The organism is Mesorhizobium sp. M1A.F.Ca.ET.072.01.1.1, from assembly GCF_004023325.1.
Taxonomy (GTDB): domain Bacteria; phylum Pseudomonadota; class Alphaproteobacteria; order Rhizobiales; family Rhizobiaceae; genus Mesorhizobium.
This window is the reverse complement of sequence record NZ_RZSF01000154.1, coordinates 1-15,479: the sequence shown is the minus strand read 5'-3', so window position 1 is coordinate 15,479 and position 15,479 is coordinate 1. Positions and strand designations below refer to the sequence as shown.

The following is a 15,479-nucleotide window of genomic DNA, read 5'->3' as shown; positions in this document are numbered from 1 at the left end:
GATTCCACGTATGTTCCCACGCTTTCTCCAACGCTCACCAGTTGGTCCATGTTCTATCACCAAAGACGACAGGAAGCATCCGGCAGCCCAATTCCATGCCGGAATGCCGCCGTTGCCGCATTCGCGGCAGGTCAAGCAACCTAACGCGGCAAGGTGTCGAAACCGCGCCGCCCAAGCCGCCGGTCTGTAACCGGCGCGTGAGATCGCGAGGAGAAAAGCCCATGTTGCAGAAGTTGAAAATCAGGACCACTGCCGGTCGCGGCCGGCTGTTCGACAGCATTCTCGACACCGTCGGCGACACGCCGGTCATCCGTATCAACAATCTCGGCCCCGGCCACGCGACCATCTATGTGAAGGCCGAGTTCTTCAATCCGGCGGCCTCGGTGAAGGATCGGCTGGCGCTCAACATCATCGAGGAAGGCGAGCGTAGCGGCAAGCTGAAGCCGGGCCAGACCGTCGTCGAGGCGACCAGCGGCAACACCGGTATCGGCCTTGCCATGGTCTGCGCGCAGAAGGGCTACCCGCTGGTGGTGACGATGGCCGACAGCTTCTCGATCGAGCGCCGCAAGCTGATGCGCATGCTTGGCGCCAAGGTGGTGCTGACGCCGCGCGCCCAGAAGGGTTTCGGGATGTACAAGAAGGCGGTGGAACTCGCCGACGCCAACGGCTGGTTCCTGGCGCGCCAGTTCGAGACGGAAGCCAATGCCGCCATCCACGAGGCGACCACGGCGCGCGAGATCATCAACGATTTCGCAGGGTCGCGCCTCGACGTGCTGGTCACCGGCTACGGCACCGGCGGGACCGTTGCCGGCGTCGGCCGGGTGCTGCGCCGCGAGCGGCCGGATGTCCGCATCGTGCTTGCCGAACCGGCGAACGCGCAGCTTATCGGCAGCGGCAAGCCGCAGGAGCGTGGCCAGGGCGGTGCGCCGTCCGCCAGCCATCCGGCCTTCGAGCCGCATCCGATCCAGGGCTGGACGCCGGACTTCATCCCCAACGTGCTGCAGGAGGCGATCGACAAGCGCTACTATGACGATGTGGTGCCGATCGCCGGCCCGGAAGGCATTAAATGGGCCAAGGCCCTGGCGCAGCAGGAAGGCATCTTCACCGGCATTTCAGGCGGCGCCACCTTCGCCGTCGCGCGCCAGATCGCGGGCACCGCTCCGGCTGGCTCGGTGATCTTGTGCATGCTGCCCGACACCGGCGAGCGCTACATGTCGACCCCGCTCTTCGACGGCATCGAGGCTGAGATGGATGCCGAGGAGACGGCACTGTCGCGCTCCACACCAGGCTGCCAGTTCGACGCCTGAGGACAAATCGCGGCGCTGCTGTCCACTCGGATGGCGGCGCCGCGCGACGATCCAGGAATGATGGCGGGGGAGCAGCGAATGGACACTTTGCAGGAAGCAGCGGTGATGGATGAGACGCTCGACCCGCCAGACTGGGCCGAGATGCAGGCCCTGTCGCATCGGATCGTCGAGGATGCCGTCGCTTATCTCAAGGATGTCCGGGACCGTCCGGTGTGGCGCCAAATGCCGGCCGAGGTTCGCGCCTTCTTTTCGGCGCCGCTGCCGCGCGAGCCGGCGCCGATAGCCGACGTCTATGGCGATGTCGCCCGCAACGTCATGGCCTATCCGATGGGCAATATCCATCCGCGCTTCTGGTCCTGGTATATGGGCTCAAGCAATTTCACGGGCGCGCTCGGCGATTTCCTGGCGGCGATCCAGGGCTCGAACCTCGGCGGCGGCAATCACGCCGCCGGGCTGATGGACAGCCAGGTGGTCGACTGGTGCAAGGAGATGGTGGGCTTCCCGGCTTCGGCCAGCGGCACGCTTGTCAGCGGCGGCTCGATGGCCAACCTCATCGGTTTGACCGTCGCGCGCAATGCCAAAGCAGGCGTCGACGTGCGCGAAAGGGGTGTCGGGGCGATCCCAAAACCGTTGCGCTTCTACGCCTCGGACCAGGTCCATTCCTGCCACCGCAAGGCCATGGAAGCGCTCGGCCTCGGCAACCGGGCGCTGCGGCGGGTCGCGACCGACGCCGATCTGCGCATCGATGTCGATGCGCTCAAGACCGCCATCGCGGGAGACCGCGCGGCAGGTTTCAAGCCGGCTTGCATCATCGGCACCGCAGGAACCGTCAACACGGGCGCGATCGACGACTTGCGGGCGCTGGCCGTTTTGGCGGCAGAGGAAGACCTCTGGTTTCATGTCGATGGCTGCATCGGCGCCCTGATCGCCATCGCGCCTGAAAACAGATCGCTCGTCGCCGGCATCGAACGCGCCCATTCCGTCGCGCTCGACCCGCACAAATGGCTGCACGCGCCCTTCGAAGCGGGCTGTGCGCTGGTTCGCGACGCCGTCGCCCACCGCAACACCTTCGCCGTCACGCCGGAATATCTGGAATCGACGCCGCGCGGCCTCGCTTCCGGGCAATGGCTGCACGACTACGGCCTGCAGACATCGCGAGGTTTTCGCGCGCTCAAGATCTGGATGGCGCTCAAGGAGCAAGGCGTCGAGAAGTTCGGGCGGCTGATCGACCAGAACATCGCCCAGGCCGGCTATCTGACCGAGCTGATCCGGGCCGAGCCGGCGCTCGAGCTGACGGCGCCGACCACCATCAACATCGTCTGCTTCCGCCATCGCCTGGACGGCGCCTCCGAGGAACAGCTCAAGGAGTTCAACACCGAAATCATGCTCAGGCTGCAGGAAGAAGGCATTGCAGCCGTGTCCGACACCACGGTGCACGGGCAGCATTGCCTGCGGGTCGCGATCACCAACCACCGCACCCGCCGCGACGACCTCGACCTCCTGCTGCGTGAGACGCTGCGCATCGGAGCGGAAATCAGGGCCGCGGCGCTACCAGACTGACGAGATTGCGCAAGATATGTCATTCCGGCAGGCCGGCCAGCCGTAGCGCTTCGACATATTTGGCGAAATATTCTGGCCTGATCTGCCCCACCCGGTGCTTGAGGTTGGAAAGCTTCAGTTGCGGGTCGAGCTCCAGTGAGCGCGCGATGTGCCTGCTCGCGGCATCCCGCCTGCCGGCCATGGCGTTGCTGGCGGCCGCCACACGCAGGCCGGTGAGATAATAGGGCTGCGCGCGCGACGCCGCCTCGGCGAGCGGCCAGGCGGCGTCGTAGCGGCCGGCCACGAAGTGAGCGAAGGCAGTGAAGGTCTGCATGAAGAAGGTCAGCGGATCGAGCGGGCTCAGCCGCCTTGCCCGCGACATGTGCTCGATTGCGATGTCCGGGTCGTCATGGCAGGCCTTGAGGCAGCCGCTGGCGCTCCAGGCGGCTGCGCAGTTCGGGTTGAGCACGAGCGCGCGGTCGGCCAGTGCCGATCCGGCCTCGTAGTCGCCGGTGACATAACCCAGCGCCAGGCCGCTGAAAGCCAGCGCCACCGCATCGTCCTTGCCGGCGATAGCCACGTCGCCGACCAGCCTGGATACCTCGGCTGTTTCCTTCTGCCGGTCGGTCATCCAGCCATTCGCCATGCGCCAGAAATAGCACCAGGCGGCAGCGCCTTCCGCGGCGGCAAAATCGGGGTCGAGCTGGATGGCCCTGTAGAACTGTGGCAACGCCTCCTCCAGCCCTTCTCTCGTCCAGCGGTAAAGGCTCGCCATGCCGCGCAGATAGTGGTCATAAGCGTCGAGGCTCTCGGTCGGCTTGCGCTTGGCGCGCGCCATCTCGGCCTGTTCGAGTCTTGGTGAAATTGCGCCGATGACACTGGAGGCAACGAGGTCCTGCAGTTCGAACACCTCCGAGACATCGCCTTCGAAGCGGTCGGCCCAGAGATTTACTCCCGCCGACGCCTCGATAAGCTGACCTGCCACCCGAAGCCGGCTGCCGGCCTTGCGGACACTGCCCTCCAGCACATAGCGCACCCCGAGCTCGCGTGCCACGCGGGTGACGTCGACCGCCTGGCCCTTGTAGGCGAAGGCGGAATTCCGCGCGATTACGAACAGCCAGCTGACATGCGACAGCGCCGTCGTGATCTCCTCGACAACGCCGTCAGTGAAGTATTCCTGCTCGGCATCGCCGCTCATGTTCTGGAACGGCAGGACCGCGATCGACGGCTTTTCCGGCACCGAAACGACAGGACGAGGCGCCTTCGCTTCCGGGCGGGACAGTTCGGCCTCGGGCTGGCCATAGTCGGCTATCGAACCCTTCAGCGCCATTGGCGCCTCGATGCGTTCGATCAGCGCCCGCGTCGCTTCCTCAGGCTCGACGCCGAGCTCGCGCTTGAGCGCTTCCTTACAGGCCAGGAACTGACGAAAGGCGTCGTTGGTCCGGCCGTGGCGGCGGAAGACGCGGATCAGGGCGCGGTGGGCCTGCTCGGCGCATGGGTCGGACGTCACTAGCCGCTCAGCCAGTCTTTCGCAGGCCTGCTCCTCGCGTTCACCGAGTTCCGGCAGGAGGCTCAGCCGTTCGGCCAGGTCCAACGCCTTGCGGGTGTAGTTCGCCCGAAGCGGCGCAAGCCATTCGTCGATTTCGCCGGGGGATGGCAGTCCGTCGAGCAGGTCGCCCCGGTACAGGTCGGCAGCTGCAGCGAGGCTCGCGCCGTCATCGGCCTGGCTGTTCCGGTCGAAAATCCAGATGTCGGCCTCGTTGTCATTCGCCACCAGCCAGATGGTGTCGGCATTGCCTTCGATGCGAATGGCCTCGTTGCCGGTGGACGGAAACAGCCGCCTGATGTCGACCAGGGCCTGGCGCAGGCTGTTTCGCGCCTGCTGCTCGCCGCTGCCGGTCCACAGCATCGCCGCCACCTTCTCGCGGCGAAGCCCTTTCGGGCCGGCCAGAACCAGCGCGGCAAAGAGCAGCGACGTCTTGCGCGTCGCGAAGTGCAGAGGTTGCCCGCCTGCGGAGACAACCTCGATGCCACCAAGCAATCGAATGTGCATCCGGGGCCCCGTGAAACAGCGTCAAGCAGAATACCATGTCCCGCCGCCGACTTAACGACGATTTTGCGGGGTTTTTCCTGCGGTTTCACGCCTGGACGAACGTTGCCAAAGCGCGCCGATGAGACACTGCCCTCGTGAGTTCGAACGAGGGAGAATGACAATGACCTACATCAATATCAGAACCTGCCAGCCGAGCACCCGAGTTGCCGGCACGCTCGCCGCCAAGATCACGTTAATCTTCGCCGGGTTCCAGCGCCGGTATCAGGACGCCATGCAGCGCAGGGCTTTGGCCGGTCTGTCCATTTCGGAGCTGAAGGATTTCGGCTATCCGACCGATGAAGCCCCCGCGGATGCTGCGGCGCGCAGCCGCACCGCCGGGCGCCGCCCGCTGCGGTGAATCCGTCGCTTCTCCCGGAATTCAGGCCAGCGGCGCGCCCGGCAGATAAAGCGCAATCGGCCGGATCTCGTAGACGGCGGTGGGATTGACGCGCCTGAGATCGCGCGCCACCGCTATCGCCTCGTCCTGGTTGGCGCAATCCAGCACATAGAGGCCGAGCAACTGCTCCTTGGTCTCGGCAAAGGGGCCGTCGATCACCATGCCGTCGCCCGGACCGCGCAGCGTGACGGCTTTCGCCGTCTCCCCCAGCCTTGCCGCCGGGCCCAGCTTGCCGGCGCGGGTCAGCCTGTCGTTGATCTCGAGCAGGTCTTTCATGACGGCTGCATCCTCGTCGGGCGTCCAGGACTGGACGGTCTCTTCGACGTGATAGGCAAGGATTGCGTAGAACATGGTTCGGTTCCTCGTGCGGGGATCCGAAAATCAGAATCGATTTTTGCGTCGCTGACCTTCGGTTCGGTAAGGGTCATGCACCAAATTGAAGTGCTACGGCGTCCCGCGTCCTGGAGGATGCACGGCGCTGTAGGACGGGCCGCACTATCACAAGGATGGCGCGGCTGATCCAGTCCTCTGGAGCAGCCGGGAAAGCGCTTGCTGACTCAAACTGCCAGCGGCAGGCGCAGCTCCGTCAGCAGGCCGCCGCCGGGATGGTTGGAAAGGCTGATCTCGCCGCCGGCGCCGCGGGCGATGTTGCGGGCGATGGTGAGGCCGAGGCCGAGCCCGCCGGTCTCGCGGTTGCGCGACTGTTCGAGGCGCACGAAGGAACCGAACACCTGATCCAGCTTTGCCTGCGGAATGCCCGGCCCTTCATCGCGGATGCTGAGCGTGATTGTGTCGCCAGAGCGCTGCACGCCGATATGCGCCTTCTTGCCATAGGTGACGGCGTTCTGGACTAGATTGGTGATGCAGCGGCGCAGCGCCACCGGCCGCGCGATGCAGACCAGGCCGCGCGACGGCATGGCGTCCTCGTCGAACGAAGCGTCCTCGAACATGTCGGCGACCGCCTCCACCAGCGACCAGAAGTCGATCCGCTCGGCCTTTTCCTCGGTGACCTCGAATTTGGCGAAGTCGATCACCGAGCTTGCGATGCTCTCGATGTCGGCAAGGTCATGCGCCAGCGCTTCACGGGCCGGGGATTTGCGCAGCAGCTCGAGACGCAATCGCATCCTGGTCAGCGGCGTGCGCAGATCATGCGCCAGTGCCGCCGCCAGGTGCTCGCGGTCCTCGACATAGTCGCGCAGGCGCATCTGCATGGCGTTGACCGCCTTTGCCGCGGCGCGGATCTCGCGGCTGCCGGTCTCGGCGATGGGCGGGCTTTTGAGGTCCTTGCCGATGCGGTTCACTGCGGTCTCCATCATGCGATAGGGTGCGGTCAGCCGGCGCAGCGACCAGATCGACATCACGATGATCAGTCCCGCTATCAGCGAATAGAGCGGTAGGCTGTCCCAACTCAGGATCGGCCCAGCCGGCGTGATCGGCTCGGTGAAGTTCAGCCACTGGCCGTCGGAAAAGCGCAGCGACGCCGTCAGCTTGTCGCTCTGGGCGAAATCCGCGGCCAGCACCAGCAGATCGCGTTCGACCTGGCCGACATCCTTGTTCATCACCTGGCCGTCCGGGACATCGGCTTCCTGCGTTGCCGGATCGCGCCGCACACGCGCGTCGGTGATGCCGAACTTGGACAGGCGGCCGACCAGGATGTCCTCCAACTCGGCTAGCTGGTCATCGCCGGCGATCGAGGAAGTGACGGCGGGGGTGTCCGAAACGGTCAATGCGTAGGTGGCATTGAACAGACCGGAAGCGGTCGTCTTGCGTTCTTCAGGCGTGGCGTCATGCATCAGCTGCACCAGCGAATAGGCGCGGTCGTTCAGCCGGTAGAGATCAACCACATCGTTGGCGGCGGCGCGGTCGCGCGCCACGATATAAAGCGTCGCGACCTGGCTGATCATCAGGCCGGCAATGACGATGAGCAGAACCCAGACAGGCAGGGTTTGCGGCAGCAAGCGTCTCATTCGGAGGTCGTTTCGGGCAGAAACTGATAGCCACCGCTGCGAACAGTCAAGATCAGTTTCGGCGTCTTAGGATCGTCCTCCATCTTGCGGCGCAGGCGGCTGACCAGGATGTCGACGCTGCGATCGAAGCTGTAACCGGTGTCGCCGCCGGACAACACGATGAGCTGCTCGCGGGTGAGAACGCGTTGCGCGCTCTTGACGAAGGTCTGCAGCAGGTTGAACTCCGCCATCGTCAGTTCCACCCGCACGTCGTCGGGCGCCGTCAGCCGGCGGCGCGAGCAATCCATGGTCCAGCCGGCAAAGCGGTAGATCTGCTTGGCTGTAGGCCGGCGCGGCTCGGCCGTGCCGTTGCGCCTCAGCACCGCTCGGATGCGGGCGAGCAATTCGCGCGGATCGAAGGGTTTCGGCACATAGTCATCAGCCCCCATCTCGAGCCCGACGACGCGATCCGTCGTCTCGGTCACCGCGGTCAGCATAATGATCGGTGTCGTGTGATTGGCGCGGATCTCGCGGCACAGTTCCAGCCCGCTCTTTCCGGGAAGCATCACATCGAGCACGATCAGGTCGACCTGCGCCCGGCGCAGGATCGCATCCATCTCGGTGCCGTCGGCGGCCACTGTCGTGCGCAGCCCCCGCTTCTGGAAAAACTCCTGAAGCAGGTCGCGTATGCCTTTGTCGTCATCGACGATCAGTATGTGCGAGTCGGATTTCACGAGAACCCCGCGATTTGTGTAGCCAAGCTGCCCTTCTGTGATCACCCACACGATAGAATTCGGGCCACATCTTGGCCAGTGGCGGCGACGTGGGACGGAATGGCTTCCCCAGAAACAATTCAGAAACAAAATTCTACAGTCGGGAAAAACTCGTGAAAAATTTTAAGGGCATAACTGGTGCCGTGGCGGTCAGGTCATCGGCTGCGACGCAAGTTTCCGGAGTAACGGGCAAGACCGATGCAGAGGTTCTGGATCAGCGTGATGGGTGCTTTGCTCAGCATGTCCCTCATCACAGCCGCAGTCGGGGCCTCCAACGCAAAGGTAACGCCGCTGACCCGGACCGAGCGCTGCACCAATCTCAACCGTCAAGTTGACGAAGCCCTCGAAACCCATGCCGCGGCAACGCAGGTCACCGCGGCGAAGGCGCTTCAAAGAAAGGGAAACCGGTTCTGCGCTGCCAAGAAACAGGCGCAGGGCATCCGGATGCTCGCAAACGCTTTGAAGCTCCTTGGAGTGACACCGATCGACCCGGTTCAGTGACGCTCAACTCCTCGACCCGCATGAAAAAGGAAATGAAGCCATGACAAAGTCCCTCCTCTCCGCCCTCGGCCTCGCTGTTGCTCTCGCTTTCTCGATGCCGGCTGTCAGCAACGCCGCCGCCACGACGACCGCCGCTCCGGCCGCCTCGACCACGACCGCGGCTCCGGCCGCTGACGCTACGGCGAAGACCGCTCCGAAGAAGGTCGCCGCCAAGAAGGCCTGCAAGGTGACCAAGACCCACAAGTGCCCGGTCAAGAAGGCCCCGAAGAAGGACGCGAAGAAGTCCTAATCCAGGCTTCGATCCTGATCTTTCAAGACCGCTCCGGCCGAAACCGGCCGGGGCGGCTTCCAGCGGCCGAATCCTGACACCGGCAGCTTGCGCCGCGCCACTTCCTTAACCCGATCGCAATGCCGGTGCCGTAGGACAATCCGCATGAAGAAGCGGCTTTCGTCCATGATGCGCTCGCTGGCTCTCGGCGGCTTGGTTGCCACCGCGGCAGCAAGAGCGCTGATCATCTTGACAGCCAGCCCAGTGCCGGATCCCGCCAGCGGCAGGACCGAGCCGGAACTTTTCGCGCCGGCCATCTCATCGAGCTTCGACTACATCACGCCGGCACAGAGCTGGGTCCTGATCGTGCTGACCGGCGCGACGCTGATCGGCTTCGTCGCCTGGATGATTGGCGCGTTCATGGAGCGCGGTTCCAACATGGACGACGGTGCGTCGCACGATCGGTCGGCAGGGGCGTTGAAGCGCAAACAACGCTATCCCACATAAGCCTTCATCGTCCCTCGATTCTCCGCCCTCCAGCGGACAAATGGACAAATGCTTCCCTGCCTGAGGAAGTGCAAGCCAGACCCAGTTTCCAACTGGTGAATTCCAATGCCTGAGACCGTCCTCAAACCGCGTACCAAGACGCAGCCGAAGACCGAGCGGCCGAAGCTCTACAAGGTCATCCTGGTCAATGACGACTTCACGCCGCGGGAGTTCGTGGTGACGGTGCTTAAAGGCGAGTTCAAGCTCAGCGAGGATCAGGCGCATCGCGTGATGATCACCGCGCATACGCGCGGCGTCTGCGTGGTCGCCGTCTTCACGCGCGACGTTGCCGAGACCAAGGCCGCGCGAGCAACCGACGCCGGTAAGGCCAAGGGCTATCCGCTGCTGTTCACGACCGAGCCGGAAGAGTAGGGCAGCTCTGCCTCGCCCGTGTACTGAGAGGGAAAGCGAGGCCGCCGGCCGAGCAGGGTGAGGGTGGGACCAAGCCGCCATATTCGATTGGTGGACGACGCCCCTCATCGGCGCTTCGGGCACCTTTCCCCGGAAGGGGGAGACGGAAAAGGCTCTACCTTCCTTCTCGATACCACATGGAGCCGATGGCCAGGAGCAGCAAGCCGAGGCCGAGGAAGCCGCCGAACAGCGGCACGCGCGAGACGGCCTTCAGCGTGCTGTCGTCGGTGGTGCGCAGCCCGATCCAATCGTTCCCCGATGCCGCCCCCGAGGAGCGGACCGGTACGATCGAAGGCAATGCCACACCGCCGGCAAGATCGCCAAGCATGGAGGATGGCGCGAGCCGGCGCACGCTGCCGCCGGTCGCCTCGGCCGGCGCCTTCAGCCTGTCCTCGGTGGAAACGACATCGGCGAATTCAGGCGCATTGATCGGGCCGACATGGGCAAGCGCGGAGAGGTCGCCGTTGCCGACCTGATAGAGGCCGATCTCGCTGGTCTGCAGGCTGCCCGTGAAAATCCCTGGTTCGGCTTTTTCCAGCTTGACGGTCATCGTCTTGCCGGAAGGCGTGATCACCTGAGCGGGGCCGGGATCGTCGCTCATCGTCTGGCGGCGGATTTCCAGCACCATGCCGCGACCGTCGGCGGTTAGCCGCTCTTCTTCAAGTTCGGGTTCCTTCATCAGCCAATGGGCGATGCGCCGATAGAGCTGGACATGCGGCCCGCCGCCTTCGAAGCCGCGCGCCCACAGCCAGCCCTGATCGGAAAGCAGCATGCCGACCCGGCCTTCGCCCTTGCGGTCGAGCACAAGCAGGGGGCGGTCGTCGGCCCCTTTCATCACCACCGCGCCCTCGGGATTCTTGACGCCGATGGTGCGAAACCAGCGGCTCCAGCGGGGCGGATCGGCGGCGGAGCCGTCGAGCCCGCGCGTGACCGGGTGGCGCTGGCCGAGATCGGTGAGACGCGGATAGAAGGCCTTATCGACGACCTCGCCGCTCGGCATCGCGGGCAGGGCCGACATCAGCGGCGTTCTGGCGATGGAGCTTTCGCCGGCATATTCGGGGCCGGCGGCAATCAGCAGCGCGCCGCCCTTTTCGACATATTCGGAGATGTAGTCGTAATACAGGATCGGCAGCACGTCGCGGTGCTGATAGCGGTCGAAGATGATCAGATCGAAATCCTTGATTTTCTCGACGAACAGCTCGCGCGTCGGGAAGGCGATCAGCGACAGCTCGTTGATCGGGGTGCCGTCCTGCTTTTCCGGCGGTCGCAGAATGGTGAAGTGGACGAGGTCGACCGAAGCGTCGGATTTCAGCAGGTTGCGCCACGTGCGCTCGCCGGCATGCGGCTCGCCGGAGACCAGAAGCACGCGCAGATGATCGCGAATGCCGTCGACGAGCGCGATGGCGCGGTTGTTGGTGTCGGTCAGCTCGCCCGGCTCGTGGTCGATCGAAAGCTGGACGATGTTGCGGCCCGCGTTGGGAATGGTGACTTCAAGCTTCATCGGCTGACCGATGGTCGCATGCTCGACAGATACCTGCTCGCCATTGACCGAGACCCGCACGTCGACCGGGCCGCCCTGGCCTTCCGTGGAAAGCACCCGATAGCTCATGTCGAGCGGCTTGCCGACGAGGCCAAAGCGCGGCGCGTTCTCGAAGCGGATGCGGCGGTCCTTCTCGTGCTCGTTGCCGGTGATCAGCGCATGGAGCGGCGCGTTGAATTCCGGAGCGCCGGCCGGCGCGTCGTGCACCTCGCCATCGGTGATCATGATGGCGCCGCCGATGCGCGAGGGCGGCACATCGCGGAAAGCGCTTTCCAGCGCGCCGAACAGCCTGGTTTCCGTGCGCTCATCGGCGGCCTCGGATTTGCCGGCCTCGACGACGCGGACGTCGAATTGCTTGAAGCGGCCGAGGCGCTGCTGAAGGCCCGTCAGCGCTTCGTCGGTCTGCTTGGTGCGGTCGCCGATGTCCTGGCTCTGGCTGCGATCGACGATGACCGCGACGACGCTCTTCAATGCCTCACGTTCCTCATCGAGGAAAACGGGATTGAGCAGTGCCGCGCCCAGCGCCAGCAGGGCGATGAAGCGCAGGACAGAGCCGCGCTGACGGAACCACAGGCCAGCCAGCGCGAGCAGCGCGAGCGGCACGATGACGACCCAGAACAGCGGCCAGGAAACGAGCGGCTCGAAGGAGATCGACCAGTTCATGATCTACTGTCCCAGCCGTTCGAGCAGGACGGGCACATGCACCTGGTCGGATTTGTAGTTGCCGGTCAGCATGTACATCATGATGTTGACGCCGGCGCGTAGCGCGTAGACGCGTTGCATCGGATCCGGCGGCACGGTCGGCAGCATCGGATCGCCGTTCTCGTCGACCGCCCAGGCGCCGGCGAAATCATTACCGGTGATCATGATCGGGGAGACGCCGTCGCCGGTGCGCACGGGACGGTTCTCGGTGTTGCTGGCATCGAGCGAGGCTTCGACCCAGAGCGGACTGCCGTTGAAGCGGCCGGGAAACTCGGGAAGGATGAAGAAGGACTTCGTCAGCACATGGTCCGAGGGCACCGGCTCCAGCGGCGGCACGTTCAGATTGCCGAGAATATCGCGCAGCCGCTCGGTGGCCGGGCTTGCCGAGCCGGCGCCGATGCCGTTGGAGAACTGGTCGCGCGTGTCGAAGAGAACCGTGCCGCCCTGCTGCATATAGGCGTCGATGCGGGCGATCGCCGCTTCGCTGGGCATCGGCGCGGTGGCGTCGATCGGCCAGTAGATCAGCGGATAGAAGGTCAGTTCATCCTTGGAGATGTCGACACCCGCCGGCGGGCCGGGTTCCAGCGCGGTCTTCTCGATCAGGAAGCGGGTGAGGCCCTCAAGGCCGGCGCGGCTGATTGAATCGACGCCGGGCTCGCCGGTGATGACATAGGCGATGCGAGTTTTCGAAATGTCCTCGATGGCCTGGGCATCGCCCGGCTTCGAATCATCGGCGCGGGCAAAGTCGGCGTGGCCGAAGAGCCCGCCGAACACGATCAGCAGGGCAGCGGCGGTCGCCGCGGCGCGGCGCGGCCGGCGCGAGAACAGCCCACCCATCCAGAACACGGCAAGCGTGTCGAGCACCATCAGCATGAGGGCCAATGTGACCAGCGGGCCTTTCAGGTTCTCCGATTCGTCGAAGGCGTAAGGGATGGCCGTCACCGGCAGCGAGACCTGTGGCCGAGCAAGCGGCGTGAATGTGCTCGAGGCGTTGAGCAGGTTGTGCGCGAAAACGCCGGTTTCCGAACCGTAGAGGCCGGGCGGGTTTTCCAGTGTCACTGGAAGCGGGCCGGCGGCGGGCACGAGCGGCCGCGCATCGGGTGTCGGCGGCACCAGCGCGCCGTCGGCGCCGATCATGCGATAGGGCGCCAGCGATGCTGCGGCCGCCTCGGCATTGGCGACCGCGGCGCCCTGGTTGCGCGACAATTGCACTATGCGTCTCAGCATCTCGACGAAGCTGCCGGAGATCGGCAGGTTCGACCAGGTCGCCTCCGGTGTCACGTGGAAGAGCACCAGCGTTCCCTTGTCCTTCTTCGTGCCCGTGACCAGCGGCGTGCCGTCGGCAAGCGTCGCCCAGGTGCGCTCGACGATGTCGGGCGTCGGCTCGGCCAGCACCTGCCGGCTGACCGTCACCTCCGTCGGCGGCGCGAGGTCTGCGAACGGGCCGTTCTTCGGGAATTCGGTGACCGGTTGCGGCGTCGTCCACGAAAGCGCGCCGCCCAGCGCGCGCTCGCCGCTGCGCAGCCGGACCGGCAAGAGATCATCGTCGTTGCCGGCGGCAGCCAGCCTTGAACCGGCAAAACGCACCAGCGTGCCGCCATTGTTCACCCAGTCGACCAGCCGTTGCCGGACCTGCGCAGGGATGGTGCCGACATCGGCCATGATGATCATCGCCGGCTTCTGGTCGAGAAGCTGCGGAATGGCATCGGCCAGATCGGCGCTCGACGGCTCCACCAGATCGGCGAAAGGCTGCAGGGCGCGGCGAATGTAATAGAGCGGCGACAGCAGCGGCTGCGCCTGGTCTGCCTCGGCCTGCGAGAGCAGACCGACGCGGCGGCGCTTGGAGCTCTCGTCCAGCACGCGAACGGCACCGGCCTGGTGCTCGCCATCGAGTGCTATCGAGGCGAAGTCGTTGCGCAATTCGAACGGCACCTTCATCGTTCCGGTGGCGGTGGCCTGACCCGGCGCGAAGGTCAGAGTCGCGTCGGCGATGCGGCGGCCCTTGTCGTCGAAGGCGCCCGCGGTGACCTGCGCCGGCGCCGGGTCGCCCGGCGCGCGGATGGCGGTCAGCGTGAAGCCGTCGACCTGATTGTCGGCGCCGGTCAGGCCGGTGAGCGAAAGCCGGTCCGAGGTGACCCAGACCAGCCTCGCGGCATTCTTTTCCAGGAGCGTCTTGAACGCCGCTTCGTCGCCGGTGGCGGCAAGGCCATCGGCAAGCACGGCAACGCTGGCGCCGGGCAGGCGCTCCAAAGTGGCTGCGACGCGGGCATAGACGGCGGGGCGGTCGGTCGGGATCGGGCGCGGCTTTGCCGCGCGCAGGCGGTCGAGCGCGGCCGATGCATCGAAGGGGCCGATCTCGGCATTCGGCTTCTCGGCGGTAAAGGCGATGACGACCGGCACGCCGTTCGAGCCGGCGTCGGCAATCAGCCGCTCGGCGGTGGCGACGCGCTTGCCCCAGTCGGCGGCGCTTGCCCAGTCATTGTCGACGACCAGCGCGAGAGCCGAGCCCTCGGCCGGCAGCTTTTCGCGCGGATTGAAGATCGGCTCGGCGAGCGCCGTGACGACAAGGGCGGCCATCAGCAGGCGGAGCAGCGTCAGCCACCAGGGGCTTTGATGCGGCGTCTCTTCGCGCCTCAGGACGCGGGCGAGGATCCTCAGCGGCGGAAAGACCTCAGTCCGCGGCCTGGGCGGCGTCAGCCTCAGCAGGTACCAGATCACCGGCAGGGCCAGCAGCCCCCACAGCACCATCGGCGCGCCGAAGGAAAGCGGCAGCCAACTCATGCGACCGCCTTTCCGGCATCACCGCCAGCGGTCAGCCCTGCATGACCGCCACCGGCGGTCAGCCCGGCATGACCCGAGGTCAGACCCGGACGGCTGCTGTCGGCGGTCATCGCCATGTGGACGCGCACGAGCGCCTCGGAGGCGAGGCGGTCGGTATGATTGACGGTAAAGCTCCAGCCGAGGCGCTTGCACCAGCCGGCGAGTTCCTGGCGGCGAGCGATATAGAGCAGGCGGTATTCGTCTTTGAGCGTTTCGGCGCGGCCGGCGGTCAGCTTGTCGCCGGTCTCGGGATCGGTGAATTCGGTGCGGCCGGCATAGGGGAAGGTCTCCTCGGCCGGGTCGGCGACCTCGATCAGATGCGCGCGCACGCCGTGACGGGCGAGCACGTCGAGCCAGGCCATGGTCTCCTCGACCGGATCGAGAAAGTCGCTGACGATGACGATGTCGCAGAAGCGGCGGATGGTGGAGAGATCGGGCTTCGCCGCCAGGTTGCCGGCATGGCTGAGCTGGGCCGCGATGCGTTCGGCGCCGTTGCGGGCGGTGAACGGGTCGGTGAGGCCCGGCCAGGCGATGCGCTCGCCGCTGCGCGACAGGAGCTCGGCCAACGCAAGCGCCAGCACCAGAGCGCGCGATTCCTTGGAAACGCCGGCTCCCGAGGATTTGTAGAGCATGGACG

General features: G+C 65.5%; 14 protein-coding genes. 7 read left to right on the top strand and 7 right to left on the bottom strand.

The features are described 5' to 3' along the window. Window positions 1-221 precede the first annotated feature (221 nt). On the top strand, window positions 222-1,307 hold the full coding sequence (locus tag EOA32_RS20650) for a pyridoxal-phosphate dependent enzyme (protein WP_066994265.1): 1,086 nt from the start codon (window positions 222-224) through the stop codon (window positions 1,305-1,307). 78 nt (window positions 1,308-1,385) lie between these two features. After that, a complete protein-coding gene (locus tag EOA32_RS20645; protein WP_128372721.1) occupies window positions 1,386-2,867 on the top strand; it encodes an aspartate aminotransferase family protein in 1,482 nt (493 codons plus the stop codon). 19 nt (window positions 2,868-2,886) lie between these two features. On the opposite strand, the gene EOA32_RS20640 is transcribed toward EOA32_RS20645, so the two are convergent. Next, entirely contained in the window at window positions 2,887-4,899 is a 2,013-nt protein-coding gene (locus EOA32_RS20640) for a BTAD domain-containing putative transcriptional regulator (RefSeq protein ID WP_128372720.1), read from the bottom strand. 160 nt (window positions 4,900-5,059) lie between these two features. Between EOA32_RS20640 and EOA32_RS20635 the strand changes: the two genes are divergently transcribed. After that, window positions 5,060-5,296, top strand: a complete 237-nt coding sequence (locus tag EOA32_RS20635; protein WP_128372719.1) for a hypothetical protein — start codon at window positions 5,060-5,062, stop codon at window positions 5,294-5,296. Between the two features lie 21 nt (window positions 5,297-5,317). On the opposite strand, the gene EOA32_RS20630 is transcribed toward EOA32_RS20635, so the two are convergent. From EOA32_RS20630 to EOA32_RS20620, 3 genes are all read right to left on the bottom strand, one after another. Next, on the bottom strand, window positions 5,318-5,686 hold the full coding sequence (locus tag EOA32_RS20630; RefSeq protein WP_066994274.1) for a YciI family protein: 369 nt from the start codon (window positions 5,684-5,686) through the stop codon (window positions 5,318-5,320). Between the two features lie 206 nt (window positions 5,687-5,892). Continuing rightward, complete coding sequence (locus EOA32_RS20625) at window positions 5,893-7,302, bottom strand: ATP-binding protein (protein WP_128372718.1); 1,410 nt, start codon at window positions 7,300-7,302, stop codon at window positions 5,893-5,895. Next, on the bottom strand, window positions 7,299-8,015 hold the full coding sequence (locus EOA32_RS20620) for a response regulator transcription factor (protein ID WP_128372717.1): 717 nt from the start codon (window positions 8,013-8,015) through the stop codon (window positions 7,299-7,301). The genes EOA32_RS20625 and EOA32_RS20620 overlap by 4 nt, the downstream gene beginning before the upstream one ends. Before the next feature lie 237 nt (window positions 8,016-8,252). Here EOA32_RS20620 and EOA32_RS20615 point away from each other — a divergent pair, with 237 nt between their 5' ends. The 4 genes from EOA32_RS20615 to clpS all read left to right on the top strand — a co-directional run bounded on the left by EOA32_RS20615 (window position 8,253) and on the right by clpS (window position 9,741). Beyond that, the gene (locus EOA32_RS20615) at window positions 8,253-8,555 is read left to right on the top strand and encodes a hypothetical protein (RefSeq protein ID WP_066994286.1); all 303 of its coding nucleotides are present in this window, start codon (window positions 8,253-8,255) and stop codon (window positions 8,553-8,555) included. A 40-nt stretch (window positions 8,556-8,595) separates the two neighbouring features. Next, on the top strand, window positions 8,596-8,844 hold the full coding sequence (locus EOA32_RS20610; RefSeq protein ID WP_128372716.1) for a hypothetical protein: 249 nt from the start codon (window positions 8,596-8,598) through the stop codon (window positions 8,842-8,844). Between the two features lie 144 nt (window positions 8,845-8,988). Continuing rightward, complete coding sequence (locus tag EOA32_RS20605; protein ID WP_245499338.1) at window positions 8,989-9,330, top strand: hypothetical protein; 342 nt, start codon at window positions 8,989-8,991, stop codon at window positions 9,328-9,330. Window positions 9,331-9,435: 105 nt separating this feature from the next. Continuing rightward, window positions 9,436-9,741 (top strand): ATP-dependent Clp protease adapter ClpS, encoded by a 306-nt coding sequence (gene clpS, locus EOA32_RS20600; RefSeq protein WP_040989718.1) that lies wholly within the window; start codon window positions 9,436-9,438, stop codon window positions 9,739-9,741. Window positions 9,742-9,895: 154 nt separating this feature from the next. On the opposite strand, the gene EOA32_RS20595 is transcribed toward clpS, so the two are convergent. The 3 genes from EOA32_RS20595 to EOA32_RS20585 all read right to left on the bottom strand — a co-directional run. Further along, a complete protein-coding gene (locus tag EOA32_RS20595) occupies window positions 9,896-11,983 on the bottom strand; it encodes a hypothetical protein (RefSeq protein WP_128372715.1) in 2,088 nt (695 codons plus the stop codon). A gap of 3 nt (window positions 11,984-11,986) precedes the next feature. Then, the gene (locus EOA32_RS20590; protein ID WP_128372714.1) at window positions 11,987-14,803 is read right to left on the bottom strand and encodes a DUF4159 domain-containing protein; all 2,817 of its coding nucleotides are present in this window, start codon (window positions 14,801-14,803) and stop codon (window positions 11,987-11,989) included. Next, window positions 14,800-15,479, bottom strand: a 680-nt coding sequence (locus EOA32_RS20585) for a DUF58 domain-containing protein (protein ID WP_128372713.1), incomplete at its 5' end; no start/stop codon positions are given. The genes EOA32_RS20590 and EOA32_RS20585, both read right to left, overlap by 4 nt.